The organism is Lysobacter hankyongensis, from assembly GCF_039543145.1.
In the GTDB taxonomy this organism is placed as follows: domain Bacteria; phylum Pseudomonadota; class Gammaproteobacteria; order Xanthomonadales; family Xanthomonadaceae; genus Lysobacter_I; species Lysobacter_I hankyongensis.
In genome coordinates, this window is record NZ_BAABJE010000002.1 from 260,822 (window position 1) to 281,027 (window position 20,206).

Sequence of the window (20,206 nt, forward strand, 5' to 3'; positions counted from 1 at the left end):
ACTTTCGACACTTTGCATCGGTCGGAGCCCGGGTGCATCCTAGGCCCCGTGCCTGTCGTCTTCTCTTTCGACGACGCATGCTCCGCCAAGACGCACGCGCCTCCCCAGATCCGCTCCCCTCGAACGAGATGCCGATGAAAGTCGCCAAGGTTCTACCGGTTTCCCTGCTCGCCCTCGCGCTGACCGCTCCGGTCGCGTGGCTGACCGCGCAAGCCGACGCCGGCAATCCCAGCGCCGAGCAGGCCACCGCCGCCAAGCTGGTGTACGGGTTGCTGTCCGACAGCCGTTACGCCTACCGCCCGCGGGCCCTGGACGACAAGCTGTCGGCCGAAGTGTTCAAGCGGTATCTCGAAAGCCTCGATCCCGGCAAGCTGTTCTTCACCGCCGGCGACATCGCCAAGCTCGAGGGCTATCGCAGCCGCCTCGACGACGCGATCAAGAGCGGCGAAGTGGCGCCGGCGTTCGAGATCTTCTCGCTCTACCAGACCCGCGTGAACGAGCGCGTCGCCCACGCCCGCGCGCTGCTCAAGCAGGACATCTTCAGCTTCGAGGGCAACGACCGCTGGGAGTACGACCGCGAAGACGCGCCGTGGTCCGCCGACACCGCCGAACTCGACCGTCTGTGGCAGCAGTCGGTCCGCAACGACTGGCTCCGCCTCAAGCTCGCCGGCAAGCAGCCCGACGAGATCCGCAAGACGCTGGACAAGCGTTACGCCAACATGTCCAAGAACGTGGGCGAGCTGAACGGCATCGACGCGTTCCAGACGTTCCTCAACGCCTACGCCACCTCGATCGACCCGCATACCGATTACTTCGACCCGCGCGCGGCCGAGCGTTTCGAGCAGAGCATGAGCCTCTCGCTGGAAGGCATCGGCGCGCAGTTGCAGAAGCAGGACGACGTGGTGGTGATCCGCGAGCTCATTCCCGGCGGCCCGGCGATCCTCAGCGGCAAGCTGAAGGCGGGCGACCGCATCGTCGGCGTCGGCCAGGGCGACAGCGGTCCGATGGAAGACGTGATCGGCTGGCGCATCGACGACGTGGTCGACAAGATCAAGGGCCCGAAGGGGACCCAGGTGCGGCTGGACATCGTGCCGGCCGAGGCGGTGCTCGACAGCAAGCCGAACCGCATCGTGCTCAACCGCGCGAAGATCCGCCTGGAAGAACAGGCGGCGAAGGGCGAAGTGCTGACCATCCCCGGCGTCGACGGCGCGCCCGCGCGGCGCATCGGCGTGATCAAGCTGCCCGCGTTCTACCAGGACTGGGAAGGCCGTCGCCGCAACAGCAACGACTACGCCTCGGCCACCCGCGACGTCGAACGCCTGCTGCGCGAATTCCGCGGCGAGCGGGTCGACGGCGTGGTGATGGATCTGCGCAACAACGGCGGCGGTTCGCTCGACGAAGCGGTCGCGATCACCGGCCTGTTCATCGACAAGGGCCCGGTGGTGCAGGCCAAGGCCTCCGGCGGCGACGTCCGGGTGGACGGCGACACCGCGTCCGGCGTGGTTTGGGACGGTCCGCTGGCGGTGCTGATCAACCGCGGCTCGGCCTCGGCCTCCGAGATCTTCGCCGGCGCGATCCAGGATTACGGTCGCGGCCTGATCATCGGCGAAACCAGCTTCGGCAAGGGCACGGTGCAGAACCTCGTCGACCTCGACCGCTGGCCGATGGCCGACGGCAAGCGCTTCGGCCAGGTCAAGCTGACCATCGCCCAGTTCTTCCTGCCCGGCGGCAGCAGCACCCAGAACAAGGGCGTGGTGCCGGACATCAAGTTCCCGGTGACCGTGGACGCCAGCGAGTACGGCGAAAGCACCCTCGACAACGCGCTGCCGTGGGACCGCATCGCGGCCGTGCCGTACGTGCGTTACGGCGACTTCGGCCCGCTGCTGCCGCGACTGGAAGCGCTGCACAACACCCGCATCGCCGCCGACCGCGAATTCCGCTGGTGGAGCGAGGACATCGCCCAGTTCCGCGCGGAAAACGCGAAGAAGTGGGTCTCGCTGAACGAGGCCGAGCGCCGCGCCGAACGCGACCGCGACGCGGCCAAGCGCAAGCTGCGGCAGGAAGAGCGCAAGGCGCTGGGCCTGGATCTCGATCCGTTGGGCGAGGATACCGACGACGGCCTGACGTCGAACGAGCGCGACATCGCCCAGGACGCCGCCCGCGAAAAGGCCGCCGAAAAGCGCCCGGACCCGCTGCTGCGCGAATCCGCCGCGATCCTCGCCGACGCCGTGCGCGAGCTCGACAGCGACAAACCGCTGTCGGCGCAGGTGCTGCTGACCGAGTCGCGCAAGCCGGGCCAGTGGGCCAACTGATGCGCTAGAGCGTGTTATGCACTTTTTCATGTGCCGCGAAGGCCGTCTGCGGGCCTGAGCCAAGGCGCGTGCCGCCGCCAAGGCTGTGGTGGCCTTGGCAAGGTGCGCAACGCTGGATCGGGCCCGCAGACGGCCTTCCCTTCGGGTTGCGCCCCTGTGGCGCCGATCCTGCGGCCCGCGGCTTGCCTTGGCCACCAGCCAAGGCTGCGCCGCGGAACCTTGTCTCGGCGCCACAGGCTGCGCAACGCCGCATATGAAAAAGTACATAACACGCTCTAAGCGCACCCGCGCAAGATCCGGATAGCGGGCGCCTGCGGGCGCCCGTAGTCTTTGCGGCATGAACGACGCCGCCCGCCACGACCTCTCCAACCGTGCCTCCCTCGATCGCGACCCGCTCGATCGCGCCCGTGCGCTGCTCGATGCCGGCGAGCCCACGCTGGCCGAGCTGGCGGCCGCGGTCGGTCTCAGCGCCTCGCATCTGCAGCGCCGGTTCCGCGCGCGTTTCGGGCTGAGCCCGGCCGAATACCTCGCCCAGCGCCGCCTTGGCGCCCTCAAGTCCGGATTGAAGGCGGGTCGCGACGTGAGCGCGGCGCTGTACGACGCCGGCTACGGCTCGCCCTCGCGGGTGTACGAGACCGGCGCGGCGAAGCTGGGCATGACGCCGGCCCGCTATCGCGCCGGTGGCGACGGCGAGGACATCCGCTGGAGCATCGTCGACACCGCGCTGGGGCCGGCATTGGTCGCGGCCACCGCGCGCGGGATCTGCATGGTCGAACTCGGCGCCGACGCCGATGCGCTCGAACGCACGCTGCAGACCGAATTCCCGCGCGCGCAGCGGCAGCGTGTCGATGCCGGCCGCGACGAATTCCTCGCGCCGCGGGTGCGCGCGGTCGCCGACGCGCTCGCCGGCAAGCGCGCGAAGGTGCCCGTCGATCTCATCGGCACCGCGTTCCAGAAACGCGTGTGGGACGCGTTGATGAAGATTCCGCCGGGCGAGACCCGCAGCTACGCCGACGTCGCCGCGGCGCTCGACGCGCCGAAGGCCGCGCGCGCCGTCGCCAGCGCCTGCGCGCACAACCGCGTCGCGATCGTGGTGCCCTGCCATCGGGTGATCCGCGGCGACGGTTCGCCCGGCGGCTATCGCTGGGGACTCGACCTCAAACGCCGCCTGCTGGGACGCGAGCGCGCTGCCTGAGTCGCGTCGCGCGCGGAACGGCGGCGTTCCACGGAATGCCGCAATCGCCGCGGTTTCCGCACGCTGCGCGGGCGTAGAATGCAGCGACCGTCGCGCACCGCGACGGTTTTCTTTTCTCACTTCGAGATCTGCGATGGCCTCTCCATCCGCGGCCGCCCCACGCCCTGCCTCCACGCTTGCGATCGCGCTGGCGCTGTCGGCGGTGTACGTGATCTGGGGCTCGACCTACCTCGGCATCCGCTTCGCGCTGGAAGGCGGCTGGCCGCCGCTGCTGGCGGTGTCGGGTGGACGCATGCTGGTCGCGGGTGGTCTGCTCTACGCGGTGCTGCGCTGGCGCGGCGTTTCCGCGCCGACGCGCGGGCAGTGGCCGGTACTGGCGGTGATGGGGCTGCTGATGATGCTGCTGGGCAACGGCATGGTGGTGCTGGCCGAGGAGCAGGTGTCGTCCGGGCTCGCGGCGATCGCGATCGCTTCGATGCCGCTGTGGATGGGCCTGTTCGGCATGCTCTTCGGCCTGCGTCCCAGCCGCGGCGAATGGCTGGGCATCGGCATCGGTTTCCTCGGCGTGCTCTGGCTCAACGCGGGTAGCAGTCTGTCCTCCGCACCGAGCGGACTGGTGATGCTGCTGATCGCACCGATCGCCTGGGCGTTCGGTTCGGTGTGGTCGCGCGGCCGCGATCTGCCGTCGCCGTTCATGGCCGCGGCCGCGCAGATGCTCTGTGGCGGCGCGATGCTGGTGGCGCTGGGCCTGGCGATGGGCGAACGCCTGCCCGCGGCGCCGACGCCGCAGGGCACCGCGGCGCTGATCTATCTCGCGATCTTCGGTTCCATCGGCGGCTTCGGCGCCTATGTCTGGCTGTTGAACCACGTGCGGCCGGCGCTGGCCGCGAGCTACGCCTACGTCAATCCGCCGATCGCGGTGCTGCTGGGCGCATCGCTCGGCAGCGAGCATTTCGGTCTGCACGATCTCGGCGCGATGGCCATCATCCTGGTCGGCGTGATCGTCATCAGTCGCGCGAAGGCGCGCGCGCCGGCGGCGATATCGACCACCGGGACGGCAGCGACGGAGTCGCGGCGATGAGCGCGTCGCCGCTGTCCGATGCCGCGCGCGCCGATACCCGCGCCGGGCTGTGGATGGCCACCGGCGCCTTCGTGCTGTGGGGCCTGATGCCGCTGTACTGGCATCTGCTGAAGACCGTGCCGTCGCTGCAGATCGTCGCCCATCGCGTGGTCTGGAGCGCGCTGCTGGTCGCGGTGTGGCTGTTCTGGAAACAGGGCCGCGGCTGGTTCGCGGCGGTGATGGCGCAGCCGCGGCTGGCGCGCCTGCTCGCGCTCAGCGGGCTGTGCATCGGCATCAACTGGGGGCTGTACATCTGGGCGGTGAACGCCGGCCACGTGGTCGAAACCAGTCTCGGTTATTTCATCAATCCGCTGCTCAACGTGGTGATCGGCACGCTGTTCCTGCGCGAACGCCTGAATCCGGTGCAATGGACGTCGGTCGGCATCGCCGCGGCCGGCGTGCTCTGGCTGACCTTCAACTACGGCAGTTTTCCGTGGATCGCGCTGGCGCTGGCCGCGTCCTTCGGCGTGTACGGGCTGATCCGCAAACTCGCGGCGGTCGAATCGGTGACCGGCCTCGGGGTCGAGAACGCGGTGCTGCTGCTGCCGGCGCTGGGTTATCTGGTGTGGGCGGAAATCGGTGGCGCCGGCGGCTTTTTCGGCGCCGCGGCCGGCGGCGCGGACTGGGGCCTCGGCATCGATGCGCTGCTGATCTTCGGCGGCGCGCTCACCGCGCTGCCGCTGATCGGGTTCTCGTTCGCGGTGCGGCGCGTGCCGCTGTCGACCATCGGCCTGATGCAGTACATCGCACCGACGATGCAGTTCCTGATCGGCGTGCTGGTGTTCCGCGAGGTCTTCGATCTGGACCGCGCGATCGGCTTCGGCTTCATCTGGGCGGCGCTGGCGCTGTTCATGACCGACAGCCTGCGTCGCGCGCGACGCGCGGCCGCGATCTGATCGCGCGGCAACGCGTGCCCCACCTCGATCCTCCCGCGCGCGCGGGGGAAGGTCGGGGTGGGGCGTGGGCAGGCAAGCCGCGCAAACCGCGCGCGCCGATCAGGCTCCGCGCAGCGCTTCGGTCACCGGCAGGCGCGCGGCGCGCAGCGCCGGGAACAGGCCGCCGATCAGGCCGATGCCCAGCGCCCATTTCAGGCCGGTCCACAGCAGTTCCGGCGACACCCTGAACTGGAACACGACCTGGCTGAAGTTGCTGCCCAGGGTCGACACCTGGTAACCGTTGAACACCAGCCAGGCGATGGCCGCGCCGAGCAGGCCGCCGAGCAGCGCCAGCAGCATGGTTTCCATCATCACCGCGATCACCACCGGCACGCCGCGGAAGCCGAGCGCGCGCATGGTCGCGATTTCGCGCGCCCGGCCGGCGACCGCCGCGAACATGGTGTTGAGCGCGCCGAACACCGCGCCCACCGCCATGATCGAACCGATCACGAGGCCGAGGATGCGGATCAGCGTGCTGAGCTGCTCCGACTGTTTCGAGTAGTAATCGCGCGTGGTCAGCACGTCCAGCTTCAGTCGCGGATCGGCGGCGAGCGCGGCCTTCAGGCGTTTGAAGCCATCCTTGCCGTCGAGCTTCACCGTCGCCGACTGGAACGACTGGCGGTTGTAGGTCGACGCCAGCACTTCGCCGTCCGCCCACAGTTCGGACTCGTGCGAGTCGCCGCTGGCGAACTTGCCGACCACCGTCCAGCTCTGGTTGGCCAGCGTCAGTTGCTGGCCCACGGTGATGCCGCGGAACTGCTGCATCGCGCCCTGGCCGACCACCAGTTCGCGCAGCCCGGGCCTGAATTTGCGGCCTTCCACGATCTTCAACTGCGGGCGCAGTTCCCAGGCCTGTTCGCCGACGCCGCGCAATTGCGCGTTGGCGTCGGTGCCGTCGCTCCTGCTCGGCAGGTTGACGACCTGCGACAGTTCCGGCGACACCATCGGGCGTCCGTTGCTGCCCCTGGCGATGCCTTCGAGCGCCGAAATCAGCGGCACCTGGTCGCGGACGATCACCGAATTGGTTTCGGCCTGCGAACCGCCGCGCAGGATGATCGCGCGGTCGTCGCTGCCGGTGCCCTTGAGCGTGGCCTGGAAGCCTTCGCCCATCGCCAGCATCGCCACCAGCACGCCGACCACCCCCGCGATGCCGATGACGATCACGCTGGAGGCGCCCCAGCGCCGCGGCAGGCTGCTGATGCCGATGCCGGCCACCGCGAGGGTCTGCAGGCCGCGGCGGCTCAGCAACAGCCACAGCGTCAACAGCGCCGCGGCCGCGAGCAGGCCGTACCAGGGCAGCCAGATCCACGCGGCCAGCCCGGCGGCCAGCAGCAGCGTGATCCCGAGGTTGCCCAACCATTGTTTGATGCGATTCATGGGATTGTCCTTGGAGGAGGCTCGCCTCAACGCCCGGCGAGGGCGTCGACGATGTTGAGGCGCATCGCGCGGATCGCCGGCAGCAGGCCGACGATCGCGCCGATCGCCAGCATCAGCGCCAGACCGAGGCCCCAGGTCTGCAGCGGCACGGTCGGCAGCTGGATCATGCCGTTGCTCGCGCTGCTGAGGACGGGCATCAGCAGCGCGGCGATGCCCAGTCCGATCGAACCGCCGATCACGATCAGCAGCATCGACTCGGCCAGCACCAGCCACAGCACCGAACGGTTGGAGAAACCGATCGTCTTGAGCACCGCCAGCTCCGGAATGCGCTCGCGCACCGCCTGGGCCATGGTGTTGCCGGTGAGCAGCAGCAGGGTGAAGAACACCGCGCCCATGATCGCGGTGACGATCAGGCCGACATCGGCGAACTGCTTGGCGAAGGCCTGGTTGAACGCCTGTTCGGTCTGGGTCTTGGTCTCGTGGTCGGAATTCGCGGACAGCGCATCGATCGCCTTGGCCACGCGGTCGGCCTGGTTCGGATCGTCCAGCTTGACCATGTACCAGCCGACGCGGCTCTTCACGTAGTCGTTGGATTCGTCGAAGTATTGCCAGTGGAACCAGAGCTGGTTTTCCTCGCCCTTGCGTTTGCTGTCGTTGATCTTGTAGATGCCGGCGAGCTTGAATTCCCAGTTGTTGCTGCCCCTGGTCGGGAAGATCGTGGCCTGCATCGGGATGGTGTCGCCGATCTTCCAGCCGTGGCGCTCGGCCAGCGATTCGCCGACGACCGCGGCGGTGCGGTCGGCGTCGAAGGCCTTGCGCTGCGCGGGCGTCAATTCGTATTCCGGATACATGTCCAGCATGGTCGGGCCGACCGCGAAATTCGGGAAGAAATTCTTGGGGTCGCGGTAGATGCCGCCGAACCAGGCGGCGTAGGCCACGCTCTTCACGCCGGGCGTGGCCGCGATCTTGCTCTCGAGGCTGTAGGGCAGCATCTGGGTGATGGACAGCCGCGACGACACCACCATGCGGTTGGCGCCGGAGATCGGGCCGCCGGAAGCGAAGGTCAGGCGGACCGAGTCGAGCATGCCGAACAGCAGGAATGCGGCGATCACCGACAGCAGGGTCAGCGAGGTGCGGGTCTTGCTGCGGAACAGCGCGGCCCAGATCAGGTGCAGGTATTTCATGGCGACCTCGGAAAGGTTGCGGATGGCCGGCGATGCGGCATCAGTGCGCGGCGTCGCCGTCGACGAGTCCGTCGACCAGCGCGCCCTTGTCCAGGTGGATCGTGCGGCGGGCGTGGTCGGCGGCCTTCGGATCGTGGGTCACCATGACGATGGTCTTGCCGTGATCGCGGTTGAGGCTCTGCAGCAGGGCGAGGATCTCCTCGGCGGACTGGCGATCGAGGTCGCCGGTCGGTTCGTCGCAGATCAGCAGCGTCGGGTCGGAGACGATCGCGCGGGCGATCGCCACGCGCTGCTGCTGGCCGCCGGACAGTTCGTTCGGACGATGTTTCCCCCGCTCGGCCAGGCCCACCAGCTGCAGGGCGATCTCGGCGTTGCGCTTGCGCTGCGCCGCGCCCAGGCTGGTCAGCAGCAGCGGCAGTTCCACGTTCTTCTGCGCGTTGAGGGTCGGCATCAGGTTGTAGAACTGGAACACGAAGCCGACGTTGTTGCTGCGCCACTGCGACAGTTGCCCGGAACGCATCTGGTCGATGCGCGCGCCGTCGACGACGATCTCGCCGCCGGAAGGCGAGTCCAGCCCGCCGATCAGGTTCAACAGGGTGGTCTTGCCCGAACCGGAGGGGCCCATCAGCGCGACGAAATCGCCCTTCGGGATGTCCAGGTCGACGCCATGCAGCACTTCGACCTTTTCGGAGCCGCGCTGGTAGGTCTTGGTGAGGTTGCGGATCGAAACCAGTGCGTCCATCGGCGGTGTCCTCGTGGAATGCGGGAGAGTGAAGGCGGAACGGGATGCGGAATGTGCGATGACGTGCGGCGGCGCGTGGTTATTCGGCGTCCGCGGCCGAGTCTTCGGACGCCGGGTCGGCAACGCGCACGGCTGCGCCGTCGGCGAGCGCTTCCGGGGGATCGAGCACCACCGTGTCGCCGCCGGCGAGGCCTTCCAGCACTTCGCGGTCGTCGCCGAGGGTGCGCCCGAGCTTGAGCGCGCGCCGGCGGGCGATGCCGTCCTCGACCACGAACGCCACGTCGCCGCCGTCGCGCGCGACGATCGCGGCGGTCGGCGCCAGGACGCCCGGTTTGGCGGCGGGCGCGGCCGGCTTCGCGGCTTCCAGGAAGCTCACGCGCACGCCCATGTCGGGCACGATGCGGGCATCGCGCTGCTTCAGCGCGATGCGCACCTTGACCGTGGCCTTGCCGCGGTCGGCGGTGGGGATGATCGCGATCACCTCCGCGGGAATCTTCCAGTCGGGATAGGCGTTGAGCACCGCTTCGACCGGCATCTGCGGTTGCACGCGGCCGATGAAGGATTCGCCCACGTCGACTTCCACTTCCAGCGAATCCATGTCGACGATGGTGCCGATGCCGGTGCGGGTGAAGCCGCCGCCCGCGGACAGCGGCGAGACGATCTCGCCCGGCTGCGCGGCCTTGGCGATCACCACGCCGGCGAACGGCGCGCGCACGATGGTGTTGTCGACGCCGTTCTCGGCGATGCGCAGCGAATCGGCGGCGACCTGCGCGTTGCGCTGCGCGGTCGCGAGCTGGGCGCGCAGCGAATCGCGCTGGGCCACGGCCTGATCGTACTGTTGGCGCGAGATCAGTTTCTGGCCGACCAGCCGGCCGAGGCGCGACGCGTTGGCTTCGGCTTCGGTCAACTGCGCGCGCACGCTGTCGGTCTGGCTGCGCGCGGCGCCGACCTGCGACTGCGCCAGGGTGCGCTGGGCGTCGGCGTCGACCGGATCGAGCGTGGCCATGATCTGGCCGGCTTCGACCCGCTGGCCTTCTTCGATCAGCACCTGGCGGACCTTGCCGGTGATCTTGGCCGACACCGTCGCCTGGCGGCGGGCGACCACGTAGCCGGTGGCGTCCAGCACCGAGGCGCTGCCGCCGCCGTTGCCGATGGCGACCACGGACGCCGTACGCACTTCGATGCGATCGTCGCGCCCGAATGCGAACCATGCGGCTGCGCCGCCGACGACCACGACAGCCACGGCGAGGCCGATCCAGAGCCCATGTCGGCTCGGCGGCGAGGGGGCCTTGCGGTCGATGCGCAGTTCCTTCAGCAGATCGGCGTTGGTGTTCATGTTGTCCGGGAAAAGGGCGCGGGAGATGGCCGGAGCGGTCCGGGCAGGGTCCTGCGGCTTGAGGGGGGAGGGGCGAGGTGGCCGCTGCGGTGCGGCACGAACGACACAAGCGTAATGCTTCGCGGGGCCCGGCGACAGCTGACGAATGTCATGTCCGATGGTTGACGCTCCCGACTGCCGGCCGCGACCCGCCCTGCCTAGTCTGGCGCCATCCTCACAGGAGCCCGCCATGTCCCCCGAATCGCCCCCGCTCGCGCAACTGCGCGGCGTCCACCACCGTTACGGCCGCACCCTCGCCCTGGACGGCATCGATCTGTCGCTGCGCGGCGGCGAGGTGCTGGCCCTGCTCGGCGCCAACGGTGCCGGCAAATCCACCGCGGTCGCGGCGATGCTGGGGCTGTTGAAGCCCGATGCCGGCGAGGCCCTGCTGTTCGGCCGTTCGCCCGGCCTGCTGGCCGCGCGTCGTCGCGCCGGGGTGATGCTGCAGTCCGCCGGCATTCCCGAGAACAGCCGCGTCGCCGAACTGCTCGCGCTGACCCGCAGCTATTACCCGTCGCCGCGCACCGTCGACGATTGCGTCGCCCTCGCCGGACTGGAAGGCCTGCTCGATCGCCGCTACGGCAAGCTGTCGGGCGGCCAGCAGCGCCGGGTGCAGTTCGCGCTGGCGATCTGCGGCGACCCCGAGGTGCTGTTCCTCGACGAGCCCACCACCGGCCTCGACATCGACGCCCGCCAGCGGATGTGGACGACCATCCGCGCGATCGTCGCCGACGGCGCCGCGGTGCTGCTGACCACGCATTACCTCGAAGAAGCCGAAGCGCTGGCCGACCGCGTGGTCGTGCTCAATCGCGGCCGCGTCGCCGCCGCGGGCCGCCTGCACGAGGTTCGCGCGCTGGTCTCGCAGCGGCGGATCAGCTGCCTGTCGGCGCTGGACGCCGCGCGCATCTCGACCTGGCCCGGTGTGCGCAGCGCCAGCCGCGGCGCCGACGGCAATCCGGCGCGGATCGAAGTGCTGGCCGACGACGCCGAAACCGTGGTCCGCCGACTGCTGGCCGAAGACGCCGCGCTGAGCGATCTCGACGTGCGCCGCGCCGGCCTCGCCGACGCCTTTCTCGAAATCACCCGTTCGAATTCCACCGATCGCGACGCCGACGTCGCCAGGGAAGCCGCATGAACACGACCGCCGCTCTTTCGCACGCCGTCGACCGCGCCGCCGCCGCGGCCGCGCATTCGCCGCTGCGCAGCTATGCGCTCGAAGCCCGCCACGAATTCCTGCGCCTGCTGCGCACGCCGTCGTTCGCGATTCCCTCGCTGCTGTTCCCGGCGCTGTTCTATCTGCTGTTCGGCGTGCTGCTGAACAAGTCCAACGGCGACGCCGCGCGCTATCTGCTCGCGACCTACGGCGTGTTCGGGGTGATGGGCGCAGGCCTGTTCGCGTTCGGCGTGACCGTGGCGTTGGAGCGCGACCAGGGCTTCCTGATCTACAAGCGCGCGCTGCCGATGCCGCCCGGCGCGTATCTGCTGGCGAAGATGGCGATGGCGATGCTGTTCGCGATGATGATCTCGATCCTGCTGATGGCGCTGGCCGCCGGCGTCGGCGGCGTGTCGCTGCGTCCGTCGCAATGGGCGCTGCTGTTCGTCGTGAATCTGGCCGGCGTGCTGCCGTTCGCCGCGCTGGGCCTGTACATCGGCACGCTGGTCGGCGGTCAGGGCGCGCCGGCGGTGGTCAACATGCTGTATCTGCCGATGGCCTTCCTCTCCGGCCTGTGGCTGCCGCTGAAGATGCTGCCCGCGTGGATCGGCGGCATGGCGCCGGTGTGGCCGTCCTATCATCATTCGCAGATCGCGCTGAAGGTGATCGGCATGGATGCCGGCGGGAATCTCTTCGTGCACCTCGGCGTGCTGTTCGGCATCACCGCGCTGTTCTTCGCGCTGGCGCGGCGCCGGCTCGCCGCCTGAGCGCCGCGGAACCTCCTGCCGCAAGTCCCCTGCATTACCCTGATCGCACGCACGCCACCGAACAACGAGTCTTCACATGCCGCGAACCCTGATGCCCCTGTTGCTGCAATGGCGCGCCCGACTGGTGCCGGAAGCGCTGGGCCTGGGCTGGATGCCGTTCTTCACCCTCGGCTATCTCGCCTTCCTGTTCCTGCCGTTCGTGCTGGGCTGGTTCGGCGATGCCCGCGGCGGCTGGGTCGGCCCGGCGCGCGAGGTGCTCGGCCCCACGTTGTTGTCGATCGCGGTGTTCCTGCCGCTGTATTTCGCCGCCTACCGGCTTGAAGACACCGGGACGCGCCTGTGCATGGTGGCGATCGCGGCGATCGGTTACGCGCTGTTTCCGGTGAATCCGTTCGCCAACGCCTACATCATCTACGCGATCGCGTTCGCCGCCACCCTCGGGCGTTCGCTGTGGCCGCAGTTGGCGTGGACGTTCGCGATCCTCGCCGGTCTGTTGCTGGAAACGCTGCTGCTGGACTATCCGGTCTTCGTGTTCCTGATCACGCTGCTGGTGTCGGTGGGCGTGTTCTTCGGCAACTACCAGTTCGCGATCAGCACCCGCAAGCGCGCCGAACTGAAACTGTCCCACGACGAAGTGCGGCGACTCGCCACCGTGGCCGAGCGCGAACGCATCGGCCGCGATCTGCACGATCTGCTCGGCCACACGCTGTCGCTGGTCGCGCTCAAGAGCGATCTCGCCGCGAAGCTGCTGCAGCGCGGCGATTCGCCCGAAGCCCGCGAGGCCGCGCAGCGCGAGATCGCCGAGGTCAGCCGGGTGGCGCGCGATGCGCTCGCACAGGTGCGGACCGCGGTCACCGGCATCCGCGCCGCGGGCTTCGCCGCCGAACTGGTGTCGGCGCGGCTGCTGCTGGACAGCGACGGCATCGCCTTCGACACCGCGATCGCGCGCGGCGCGCTCGACGGCGGGGTGTTGTCGCCGGCGGTGGAAAGCGCGCTGGCGCTGACCCTGCGCGAAGCGATCACCAACCTGCAGCGCCATGCGCGTGCGCGGACGGCGCGGGTGGAACTCGCGCTGGAGTGGGGCGAAGTCGTGCTGCGGGTGTCCGACGACGGCCGTGGCGGTGCGGTGGTGCCGGGCAACGGCCTGACCGGCATGCGCGAGCGGATCGAAGCGCTCGACGGTCAGCTCCGCATCGAAACCCCGAAGGGGAAGGGCACGCGGATCGAAGCGCGGCTGCCGCTGGCGATGCCCGTGGGCGGCGATGCCGGCGACGAAGCCGCGCAGGCGGTGCGCGCATGATCCGCATCCTGCTGGCCGAGGATCAGGCGATGGTGCGCGGCGCGCTGACCGCGCTGTTGTCGCTGGAGACCGACATCGAAGTCCTCGGCGCCGCGCCCGACGGCGAAACCGCGTGGCGCGAGTTGCAGCGGCTGAAGCCCGATCTGCTGGTGACCGACATCGAGATGCCCGGCCTCAGCGGCCTGGAACTGGCGCAGCGCATCCAGCGCCACGAGATGCCGACGAAGGTCGTGATCGTGACCACCTTCGCCCGCGCCGGCTTCCTGCGTCGCGCCCTCGATGCCGGCGTCTGCGGCTATCTGCTGAAGGACGCGCCGGCCGAGGATCTTGCCGAAGCGCTGCGCAAGGTCCACCGCGGCGGTCGCGCCATCGACCCGCAGCTGGCGCTGGAAGCGTGGTCCGAGCAGGACCCGCTGAACGATCGCGAGCGCCAGGTGCTGCGGCTCGCCGGCGAGGGCCTGTCCGCGAACGAGATCGCGACCCAGCTCAGCCTCTCGCACGGCACCGTGCGCAATTACCTGTCCGAAGCCATCGGCAAGCTCGGCGTCGGCAACCGCATCGAAGCCTACCGGCTGGCCCGACAGAAGGGCTGGTTGTGAAGATCACCGGCCCACCTCGCGACTTCGACGACCGCTGATCCGGGCGCTCGACGCGTCATCCGCCCATGGTCCCCATCCGCTGCCGTCACATCGGCGGTGCCGGATCGTCCTGTCCCTCCATTCCCCTTTTCATCCCGCTGTCCGCATCCCCCGAAGGAGTTTCGCCATGACCCTCTGCAAACGCCGCACCGGCGCTCCGCTCGCAAGCACCGTCGCCGTCGCCGTCGCCATCGCCGTCGCGTGTTTCTCGGCCCCGTCGCACGCGGCCGGCGACAACGATCCGGCCAACGATGTCCTGATCCGCGACGTGCGCGTGTTCGACGGCGCGCGCGTGCGCCAGAACCAGCAGGTGCTGGTTCGCGACGGCCGCATCGTCGCCATCGGCACGACCGTGAAGGCGCCGGCGGATATCGCCACCGTCGACGGTCGCGGCAAGACCCTGCTGCCCGGCCTGATCGACAGCCATGTGCACAGTTGGGGCGAAGCGCAGCGCGATGCGCTTCGTTTCGGCGTCACCACCGAGCTCGACATGCTCGGCGACTGGAATCGCCTGCCGGCGCTGAAGACCGCACGTGCCTCGCTCGCGCGCACCGAAGACGCCGACCTGTGGAGCGCGGGCGCTGCGGTCACCGCGCCGGGCGGTCATGGCACCCAGTACGGGATGAAGGTGCCGGTGCTGGAACCCGGCGCCGATGCCGGCGCGTTCGTCGCCGCGCGTCTCGCCGAAGGTTCCGACTACATCAAGATCATCGTCGAGGATTTCAGCGCGCACAGCGACACCCGGCGCATTCCCACGATCTCGCCCGAGCAGGTGCGCGCCGCGATCGCCGCCGCGCACGGCCGCAAGGCGCTGGCGGTGGTGCATGTCTCGCGCCTGCGCGATGGCCGGATGGCCGTCGACGGTGGTGCCGACGGTCTCGTGCACATGTTTGGCGAACCCGGCGACGCCGCCTTCGTCGCTGCGGCGAAAAGGCGCAGGGCGTTCGTGGTGCCCACGCTCTCGGTGCTCGCGACCATGGCCCAGGCCGGCGAGGGCGGCAAGCTCGGCGCGGACGCGCGGCTGCGGCCCTGGCTCACCACCGCGCAGGCCGATGCGCTGAAGGCGTCCTTCGGCGCGGCGGAACCGAAGCCCGCGGTGCTCGCCGATGCGATGAAGAACGTGCGCGATCTGCACGCGGCCGGCGTCGATATTCTCGCCGGCACCGATGCCGGCAATCCCGGCACCGCGCACGGCATCAGCATGCACGGCGAACTCGATCTGCTGGTGCGCTCCGGCCTCACGCCGGTGCAGGCGCTGGCCGCGGCGACCTCGGTGCCCGCGCGCCGTTTCCGACTCGACGACCGCGGCCGCATCGCGCCGGGCCTGCGCGCCGACCTGGTGCTGGTCGACGGCGATCCGACCGTCGACATCGTCGCCACCCGCAACATCGCCACGGTCTGGAAGAACGGCTACACCATCGCCCGTCCGCAGCCGCAGGTCGCCGCCGCGGCCGTGGGCGAAGCGATGCCCGCCGCCACGCTGGTCGACGATTTCGAAGGCGATGTCGGTGGCGGCGCGAATGCCGGCGCGGGCGGCGTGCTGCCCGCGAAGATCGGCGCCGGCTGGATGCAGACCACCGACCAGATGGCCGGCGGCGCTTCGGTCGTGACGATGACGCGCGCGAACGGTGCGCTTGCGGTGTCCGGCGAAATCAAGGCCGGTTTCGCGTTCCCGTGGTCCGGCGCGATGTTCTTTCCCGCCAAGGCCGCGATGCAGCCGGCCGATCTGTCGGCGCGCACGGAACTCGTCTTCCGCGTCCGCGGCGACGGCCGCAATTACAGCGTGATGCTGTTCTCCGGCGCGCAGATGCAGTCGATGCCGAGCATGAAGCCGTTCGTCGCCGGCCCGGAATGGAGCGAAGTGCGCATCCCGCTGAACGGATTCAACGGCGCAGATCTCGCCCGCGTGCGCGCCTTCGCGTTCACCGCCGGCCAGCCGCAGGGCGCGTTCCGATTCGAGATCGACGATGTCGAGGTGAAGTGATCCTCTGGAAGCGGTGTGGCCCGGGTGTCGCCTGCAGCGACGTCCGGGCTACCGCGTTGACTGCCGCCGAGTCCGCCGCACGTACGAACGGACTCGCGTCGCGGCAGGCGACGGCGATCTCGGCGTCCATCGAGTACCTGCAGATCCGTTCGTGGTCAAGCGAGATCCAAGGCGGCACGACTCGGAGCGGCACGACTCAAATCGTGCACATCTTGCCGTTCGCCGAGGATGGGGGCCAGGGCGCACCACCGTTCGACGCCGTTCCCCAGACCACCAAATGACCGTTCCAGAAAAACCCCCAGTTGCCGATGGGTGTTCCGTTGGCGGGCGGCGAGAGAGGCGGGAGCCCGGGATGTGCCGGGGTCCAGGTCAGGGTGTATTCGCCCTTGCATTTGCCGTCGAAGGTGATGCCGCCGATCTGGTTGTCGGTATTCGACATCCAGCCGTTGCCGGGGCATTTCTGGCCATATTTCACCTGCAGCGGCGCGTTGCGGACCTGGTTCGCATTCTGCGTTCCGATCCACCAGAGCGCCCTGATGTCGATGCCGTTGGGGAGATTGAGGTTACAGGCCTGCGCCGCGATGGCGGTACGATTCTGATCGAACAGGACGCCGCACTGCTTGCTGCAATCGCCCCGATCACCGGTGGTCGGCACGACGACGTGGAACACCAGTCCCGTGCTGATGCTCATGATTTTCTTGACGTTCTGGTTGCCGTCGACGGCGACGGCGTCGCACCAGCAGGTCTTGTGCAGCAGCGGTTTGTGCGCCTTCGCGGCGCCGGGCGCGAGTGCGAGCAGGCAGCCGGTCAGCAGAAGCGACGAACTTGTTGCGGTCTTGAGCGATGACATTTCCTTCCCCCTTGTCCTTGTGAGAATCACTGGCGCAGCGTCGTCGATGCCGACGTGCGCACCTTGTCTGGGTCGGATGCGAATGACGCCTGGAATTCCCCCGAGTACCGGTACCGCGGGGCGAGCGCATCGAGAAGATGCGGAATCGCTGCTGCGATTAGGGAGATGATTTACGCTGCCGTCATGAGCCTGTCAAGGCGATCGCCGGCGCGCATTGCGGATCGTCGCAAGTCGCGGCGTGCATTCTTTTCGGGCTTGCCCAATGGCGACCACTCGTCCTCCCGCCGACGTCCCATGATGCTTGATCGGGCCGAATCCGTGACCGCCGGCGCCGCCGATCTCGCCCGCGTCCGCGGCATCGCCTTCACCGCGGGCCAGCCGCAGGGCGCGTTCCGCTTCGGGATCGACGATGTCGAGGTGAAGTGATGTCGCCCTGATGTCCGTGCGCGTCGATGCCGTTGCAGGCCGGTACCAGGCGCCTTGCCGGAACATCGGCAGGCGCATGCTGCGATGCGATGCACGTCCGTGCATCAGCAACGCATGCGCCATGCTGCATTGCCGCATCGATCGTCGTATTCAGGAATAAGGCTGAACGCGTTCGATTGCAGGCGTCTATCAAAGCCACCATACTCGAAACGCGGGCGGACAACGCCGGCCGCCTGCCGACCTTCGACGCGTGCGAAGCCGCATCGCGCGATGCGCCGTACACCACAGGCTCTTCCTCCGGCGACTTCAACGGATCGAACCAGGAGAATGCAATGAAGCAGGGAATCATGAAGGGTGTCGCGATCGCGGTATTCGCCGCGGCGATGTCGCTCAGCAGCACGGCGAGCGCGGCGGCGCCGAACATCGCGTGTACCGCCAGCCTCGAAGGTCGCGTGGTCTACACGCAGAGCGGCTCGTATCGCTATTACTACCAGTGCAGGAGTACGGTCTGGATCTTCCTGCGCGCATGCCCGATCGGCGGCGGCTCCTGCATCTATTGATCGAGAAGCCGCCCGGCGACGGGCGCGGGGCGGCATCGCCGAAGGCGATGCCGCCCTTCTCGCATCGGCAGTGTCGTGATCGTAGTGCGGAACCGCCGAAGGCGATAACCAGCTTGGTTGTTGAAAACCCGCCATCCGGCGGCATGGATCATTCATGGCGGAAACCGCTTTCGGGTTTCGTGCTATGGCTCTGCACCCGCGCGATCCTTGTCACTCACGCGACCCGCGACACTCACACCCGTCGTCGTCCCGGCGCAGGCCGGGACCCCGCTTTTGCGCTTTGAAGGTTCCGAATCTTCCGCTGCGCACGTCGCTCGCAGCGCAAACGCTTCAAACGCTGTGTCCCGGCCTGCGCCGGGACGACAGCCGAAGCGCATCAAACGCCGTTTTGCGTAGCCCGGGTAGAGCGCAGCGAAACCCGGGGTTGTTGGCGAAGTGCCGGAATATTCGTGGCCATCCGTCTACCGTCTGGCGGGTTTCGTCCTATGGCTCTGCGCCCGCGCGATCCGTGTCGTTCACGCGACCCGCGACACTCACACCCGTCGTCGTCCCGGCGCAGGCCGGGACCCCGCTTTTGCGCTTTGAAGGTTCCGAATCTTCCGCTGCGCACGTCGCTCGCAGCGCAAACGCTTCAAACGCTGGGTCCCGGCCTGCGCCGGGACGACAGCCGAAGCGCATCAACGCGCAGCCTGTTGATCCGTTCCCGGCCAGCGCCGCAAGGCGCCGCCGAGCGCTGCGATCAGTATGACGACGCACCACTCGTGCCACATGCGTTCGAATTCGGGGCCGTCGACGAACGGGCAACACCAGTCGCGAACGCTCATCCACAAGGGGGCGGCCATTGCGCACAGAAGCGCGCCGAGCGTGAGCCATGGCGTCCATCGCGCGCCGCGCATCAGGCCGATCAGCGCGCCGGTGAGGAGCATCGCCGAAATCGAAGACAGCGCCAGCGCCACCCGGGACGCCTCGATGTAGCGCCCGGGATGTGTCATCGCGATCAGGGCTGCTGCGGTGCCTTCCGCAATCTGCGCACTGCCTGTGACAGGCGCGGGTGGAATCGTTTCGAAGGCCGCCCCTGCGAAGGTGCCCAATTCGAAAAAAAGCCTGACCGCTGCGTAGGCAAGCATGCCCGGAAGCAGCCAACGCCGATGCGACCAATCGGACGGGCCGCCGAAAAGCGCGCCGTGCCATCCCGGATCTGGCACCGGCAGCGGATGGGATACGAAGGTGTTGCGTATGCGTTTCGAGCAGCGCACACCGAGAAAACTCGCTGCGGTCAAGCCCAGCAGGACCGTTGCGATGACGGGGTAGACAGAATGATCGCGGTCGACCCATCCGATCGCCGCGACCGCCGCTGTGCAGGCGAGCAGTGCGATCGGGGCACGTCGCAGCATGCGCGGATCGCGGTCGAACCAGCGAATCGCCCACCACCATGCGGTTGCGGTCAGCAATACGCCGACACCGATCTCCCATTGCAACCATGCCTCGCCGAAGGGATACAAAATCGTGCCGTAACGCAGCAGAACGAAAAGAGGATCGATCAGGGCTGCAATGATGGCGGCGGTCATGAACAGCGGCAATGTCGCGGCCAGCCACGTGACGGGCCACAACCAGCCGCCGAGGCCGGCTGGGCCGGTCCGCGCGGTTCGAAACGCATCGGTCGTCATGGCCCCTTCGCTCGCGGTCATGATTCAAGCCGAGAACACGCTGCGGGCGCGCGCCGAACGGTACAGCCAGGGAATCCAGAATGCGGACCATGCAGCGGCGAAGCCGGCGGCCATCAGAGACGCGTCTGTAGGCGACAACAGATTCGCCCATGCATGCGGTTGGGTGCCGATCAGGAATAGTACGAGCATGCCGACGATGCAGCAGGCGACGTACAGGGGTCGAAAATGGGGCGAACCCAGTCGCATCAGCGCGAAGGTCGACCCGAAGAGCAGCGTCGCCGAAAAGTAGATCAGGGCCAACGCCAGATCCCACATCAGATTGCCGCGGAAGGCGGCCGTACCCGGCATGTTGAGCACCCACCAGGCGCGGCCCCAGGCGAAGAACAGGCTGTAGGCGGCGAACAACAGCAGTCCGCCCGCGAGAGGGAGTGCCCAGCCGCCGAGGCCGGAAGGCACCCAGCGTCGTCGTTGCATCGGGGCGATCGCCATTTCGGGCGGGCGATATGGGTCGTGATCGGACATGGCAGGCACGATAACGCATCGCAGGATGGAAGCCGCGCCGTCTTCGCATCCGCGCGCATCCCGGGCGCGTACATGCCATCGGTTGGGGTCCGCACACCC

The 20,206-nt window shown here is 68.5% G+C and carries 18 protein-coding genes; 11 read left to right on the forward strand and 7 right to left on the reverse strand.

The features are described 5' to 3' along the window. The first annotated feature begins 128 nt into the window (after positions 1 to 128). The 4 genes from ABD974_RS04975 (at position 129) to rarD (ending at position 5,523) form a co-directional block, all read left to right on the forward strand. On the forward strand, positions 129 to 2,312 hold the full coding sequence (locus ABD974_RS04975) for a carboxy terminal-processing peptidase (protein ID WP_345302190.1): 2,184 nt from the start codon (positions 129 to 131) through the stop codon (positions 2,310 to 2,312). Between the two features lie 337 nt (positions 2,313 to 2,649). Beyond that, complete coding sequence (locus ABD974_RS04980) at positions 2,650 to 3,507, forward strand: bifunctional transcriptional activator/DNA repair enzyme AdaA (RefSeq protein WP_345302191.1); 858 nt, start codon at positions 2,650 to 2,652, stop codon at positions 3,505 to 3,507. A 133-nt stretch (positions 3,508 to 3,640) separates the two neighbouring features. Further along, positions 3,641 to 4,588, forward strand: coding sequence for a drug/metabolite exporter YedA (gene yedA, locus ABD974_RS04985; protein ID WP_345302192.1), 948 nt, complete (start codon positions 3,641 to 3,643; stop codon positions 4,586 to 4,588). A gap of 11 nt (positions 4,589 to 4,599) precedes the next feature. Then, the gene (gene rarD / locus ABD974_RS04990) at positions 4,600 to 5,523 is read left to right on the forward strand and encodes an EamA family transporter RarD (protein WP_425562636.1); all 924 of its coding nucleotides are present in this window, start codon (positions 4,600 to 4,602) and stop codon (positions 5,521 to 5,523) included. Positions 5,524 to 5,622: 99 nt separating this feature from the next. Here the strand turns inward: rarD and ABD974_RS04995 are convergent, their stop codons facing one another. The 4 genes from ABD974_RS04995 to ABD974_RS05010 all read right to left on the reverse strand — a co-directional run bounded on the left by ABD974_RS04995 (position 5,623) and on the right by ABD974_RS05010 (position 10,201). Next, positions 5,623 to 6,939, reverse strand: a complete 1,317-nt coding sequence (locus ABD974_RS04995; protein WP_345302193.1) for an ABC transporter permease — start codon at positions 6,937 to 6,939, stop codon at positions 5,623 to 5,625. A 26-nt stretch (positions 6,940 to 6,965) separates the two neighbouring features. Next, positions 6,966 to 8,123, reverse strand: a complete 1,158-nt coding sequence (locus tag ABD974_RS05000; protein ID WP_345302194.1) for an ABC transporter permease — start codon at positions 8,121 to 8,123, stop codon at positions 6,966 to 6,968. Positions 8,124 to 8,163: 40 nt separating this feature from the next. Beyond that, complete coding sequence (locus ABD974_RS05005; protein ID WP_345302195.1) at positions 8,164 to 8,865, reverse strand: ABC transporter ATP-binding protein; 702 nt, start codon at positions 8,863 to 8,865, stop codon at positions 8,164 to 8,166. A 79-nt stretch (positions 8,866 to 8,944) separates the two neighbouring features. Next, complete coding sequence (locus ABD974_RS05010) at positions 8,945 to 10,201, reverse strand: efflux RND transporter periplasmic adaptor subunit (protein ID WP_345302196.1); 1,257 nt, start codon at positions 10,199 to 10,201, stop codon at positions 8,945 to 8,947. Positions 10,202 to 10,430: 229 nt separating this feature from the next. On the opposite strand from ABD974_RS05010, the gene ABD974_RS05015 reads away from it, so the two are divergent. The 5 genes from ABD974_RS05015 (at position 10,431) to ABD974_RS05035 (ending at position 16,082) form a co-directional block, all read left to right on the forward strand. Then, positions 10,431 to 11,375, forward strand: a complete 945-nt coding sequence (locus ABD974_RS05015) for an ABC transporter ATP-binding protein (RefSeq protein ID WP_345302197.1) — start codon at positions 10,431 to 10,433, stop codon at positions 11,373 to 11,375. Continuing rightward, complete coding sequence (locus ABD974_RS05020; protein WP_345302198.1) at positions 11,372 to 12,160, forward strand: ABC transporter permease; 789 nt, start codon at positions 11,372 to 11,374, stop codon at positions 12,158 to 12,160. Before ABD974_RS05015 ends, ABD974_RS05020 begins: the two co-directional genes overlap by 4 nt. Before the next feature lie 76 nt (positions 12,161 to 12,236). Further along, positions 12,237 to 13,460 carry a sensor histidine kinase gene (locus tag ABD974_RS05025; protein ID WP_345302199.1) on the forward strand — a complete coding sequence of 408 codons (1,224 nt, stop codon included), beginning with the start codon at positions 12,237 to 12,239 and terminating at the stop codon, positions 13,458 to 13,460. Beyond that, positions 13,457 to 14,059: a response regulator transcription factor gene (locus ABD974_RS05030; protein ID WP_345302200.1), complete on the forward strand. Its 603-nt coding sequence runs from the start codon at positions 13,457 to 13,459 to the stop codon at positions 14,057 to 14,059. The genes ABD974_RS05025 and ABD974_RS05030 overlap by 4 nt, the downstream gene beginning before the upstream one ends. Positions 14,060 to 14,225: 166 nt before the next feature. Next, positions 14,226 to 16,082 (forward strand): CIA30 family protein, encoded by a 1,857-nt coding sequence (locus tag ABD974_RS05035; RefSeq protein ID WP_345302201.1) that lies wholly within the window; start codon positions 14,226 to 14,228, stop codon positions 16,080 to 16,082. A 196-nt stretch (positions 16,083 to 16,278) separates the two neighbouring features. Here ABD974_RS05035 and ABD974_RS05040 read toward each other — a convergent pair whose 3' ends face one another. Next, positions 16,279 to 16,932 carry a hypothetical protein gene (locus tag ABD974_RS05040; protein WP_345302202.1) on the reverse strand — a complete coding sequence of 218 codons (654 nt, stop codon included), beginning with the start codon at positions 16,930 to 16,932 and terminating at the stop codon, positions 16,279 to 16,281. Between the two features lie 294 nt (positions 16,933 to 17,226). On the opposite strand from ABD974_RS05040, the gene ABD974_RS05045 reads away from it, so the two are divergent. Together ABD974_RS05045 and ABD974_RS05050 are read left to right on the forward strand one after the other, a co-directional pair. Continuing rightward, positions 17,227 to 17,358, forward strand: a complete 132-nt coding sequence (locus ABD974_RS05045; RefSeq protein WP_345302203.1) for a hypothetical protein — start codon at positions 17,227 to 17,229, stop codon at positions 17,356 to 17,358. A 26-nt stretch (positions 17,359 to 17,384) separates the two neighbouring features. Further along, the gene (locus tag ABD974_RS05050; RefSeq protein ID WP_345302204.1) at positions 17,385 to 17,918 is read left to right on the forward strand and encodes a hypothetical protein; all 534 of its coding nucleotides are present in this window, start codon (positions 17,385 to 17,387) and stop codon (positions 17,916 to 17,918) included. Between the two features lie 677 nt (positions 17,919 to 18,595). On the opposite strand, the gene ABD974_RS05055 is transcribed toward ABD974_RS05050, so the two are convergent. Together ABD974_RS05055 and ABD974_RS05060 are read right to left on the reverse strand one after the other, a co-directional pair. Next, the gene (locus ABD974_RS05055) at positions 18,596 to 19,606 is read right to left on the reverse strand and encodes a hypothetical protein (RefSeq protein ID WP_345302205.1); all 1,011 of its coding nucleotides are present in this window, start codon (positions 19,604 to 19,606) and stop codon (positions 18,596 to 18,598) included. 3 nt (positions 19,607 to 19,609) lie between these two features. Continuing rightward, entirely contained in the window at positions 19,610 to 20,059 is a 450-nt protein-coding gene (locus ABD974_RS05060) for a hypothetical protein (protein WP_345302206.1), read from the reverse strand. Positions 20,060 to 20,206 lie beyond the last annotated feature (147 nt).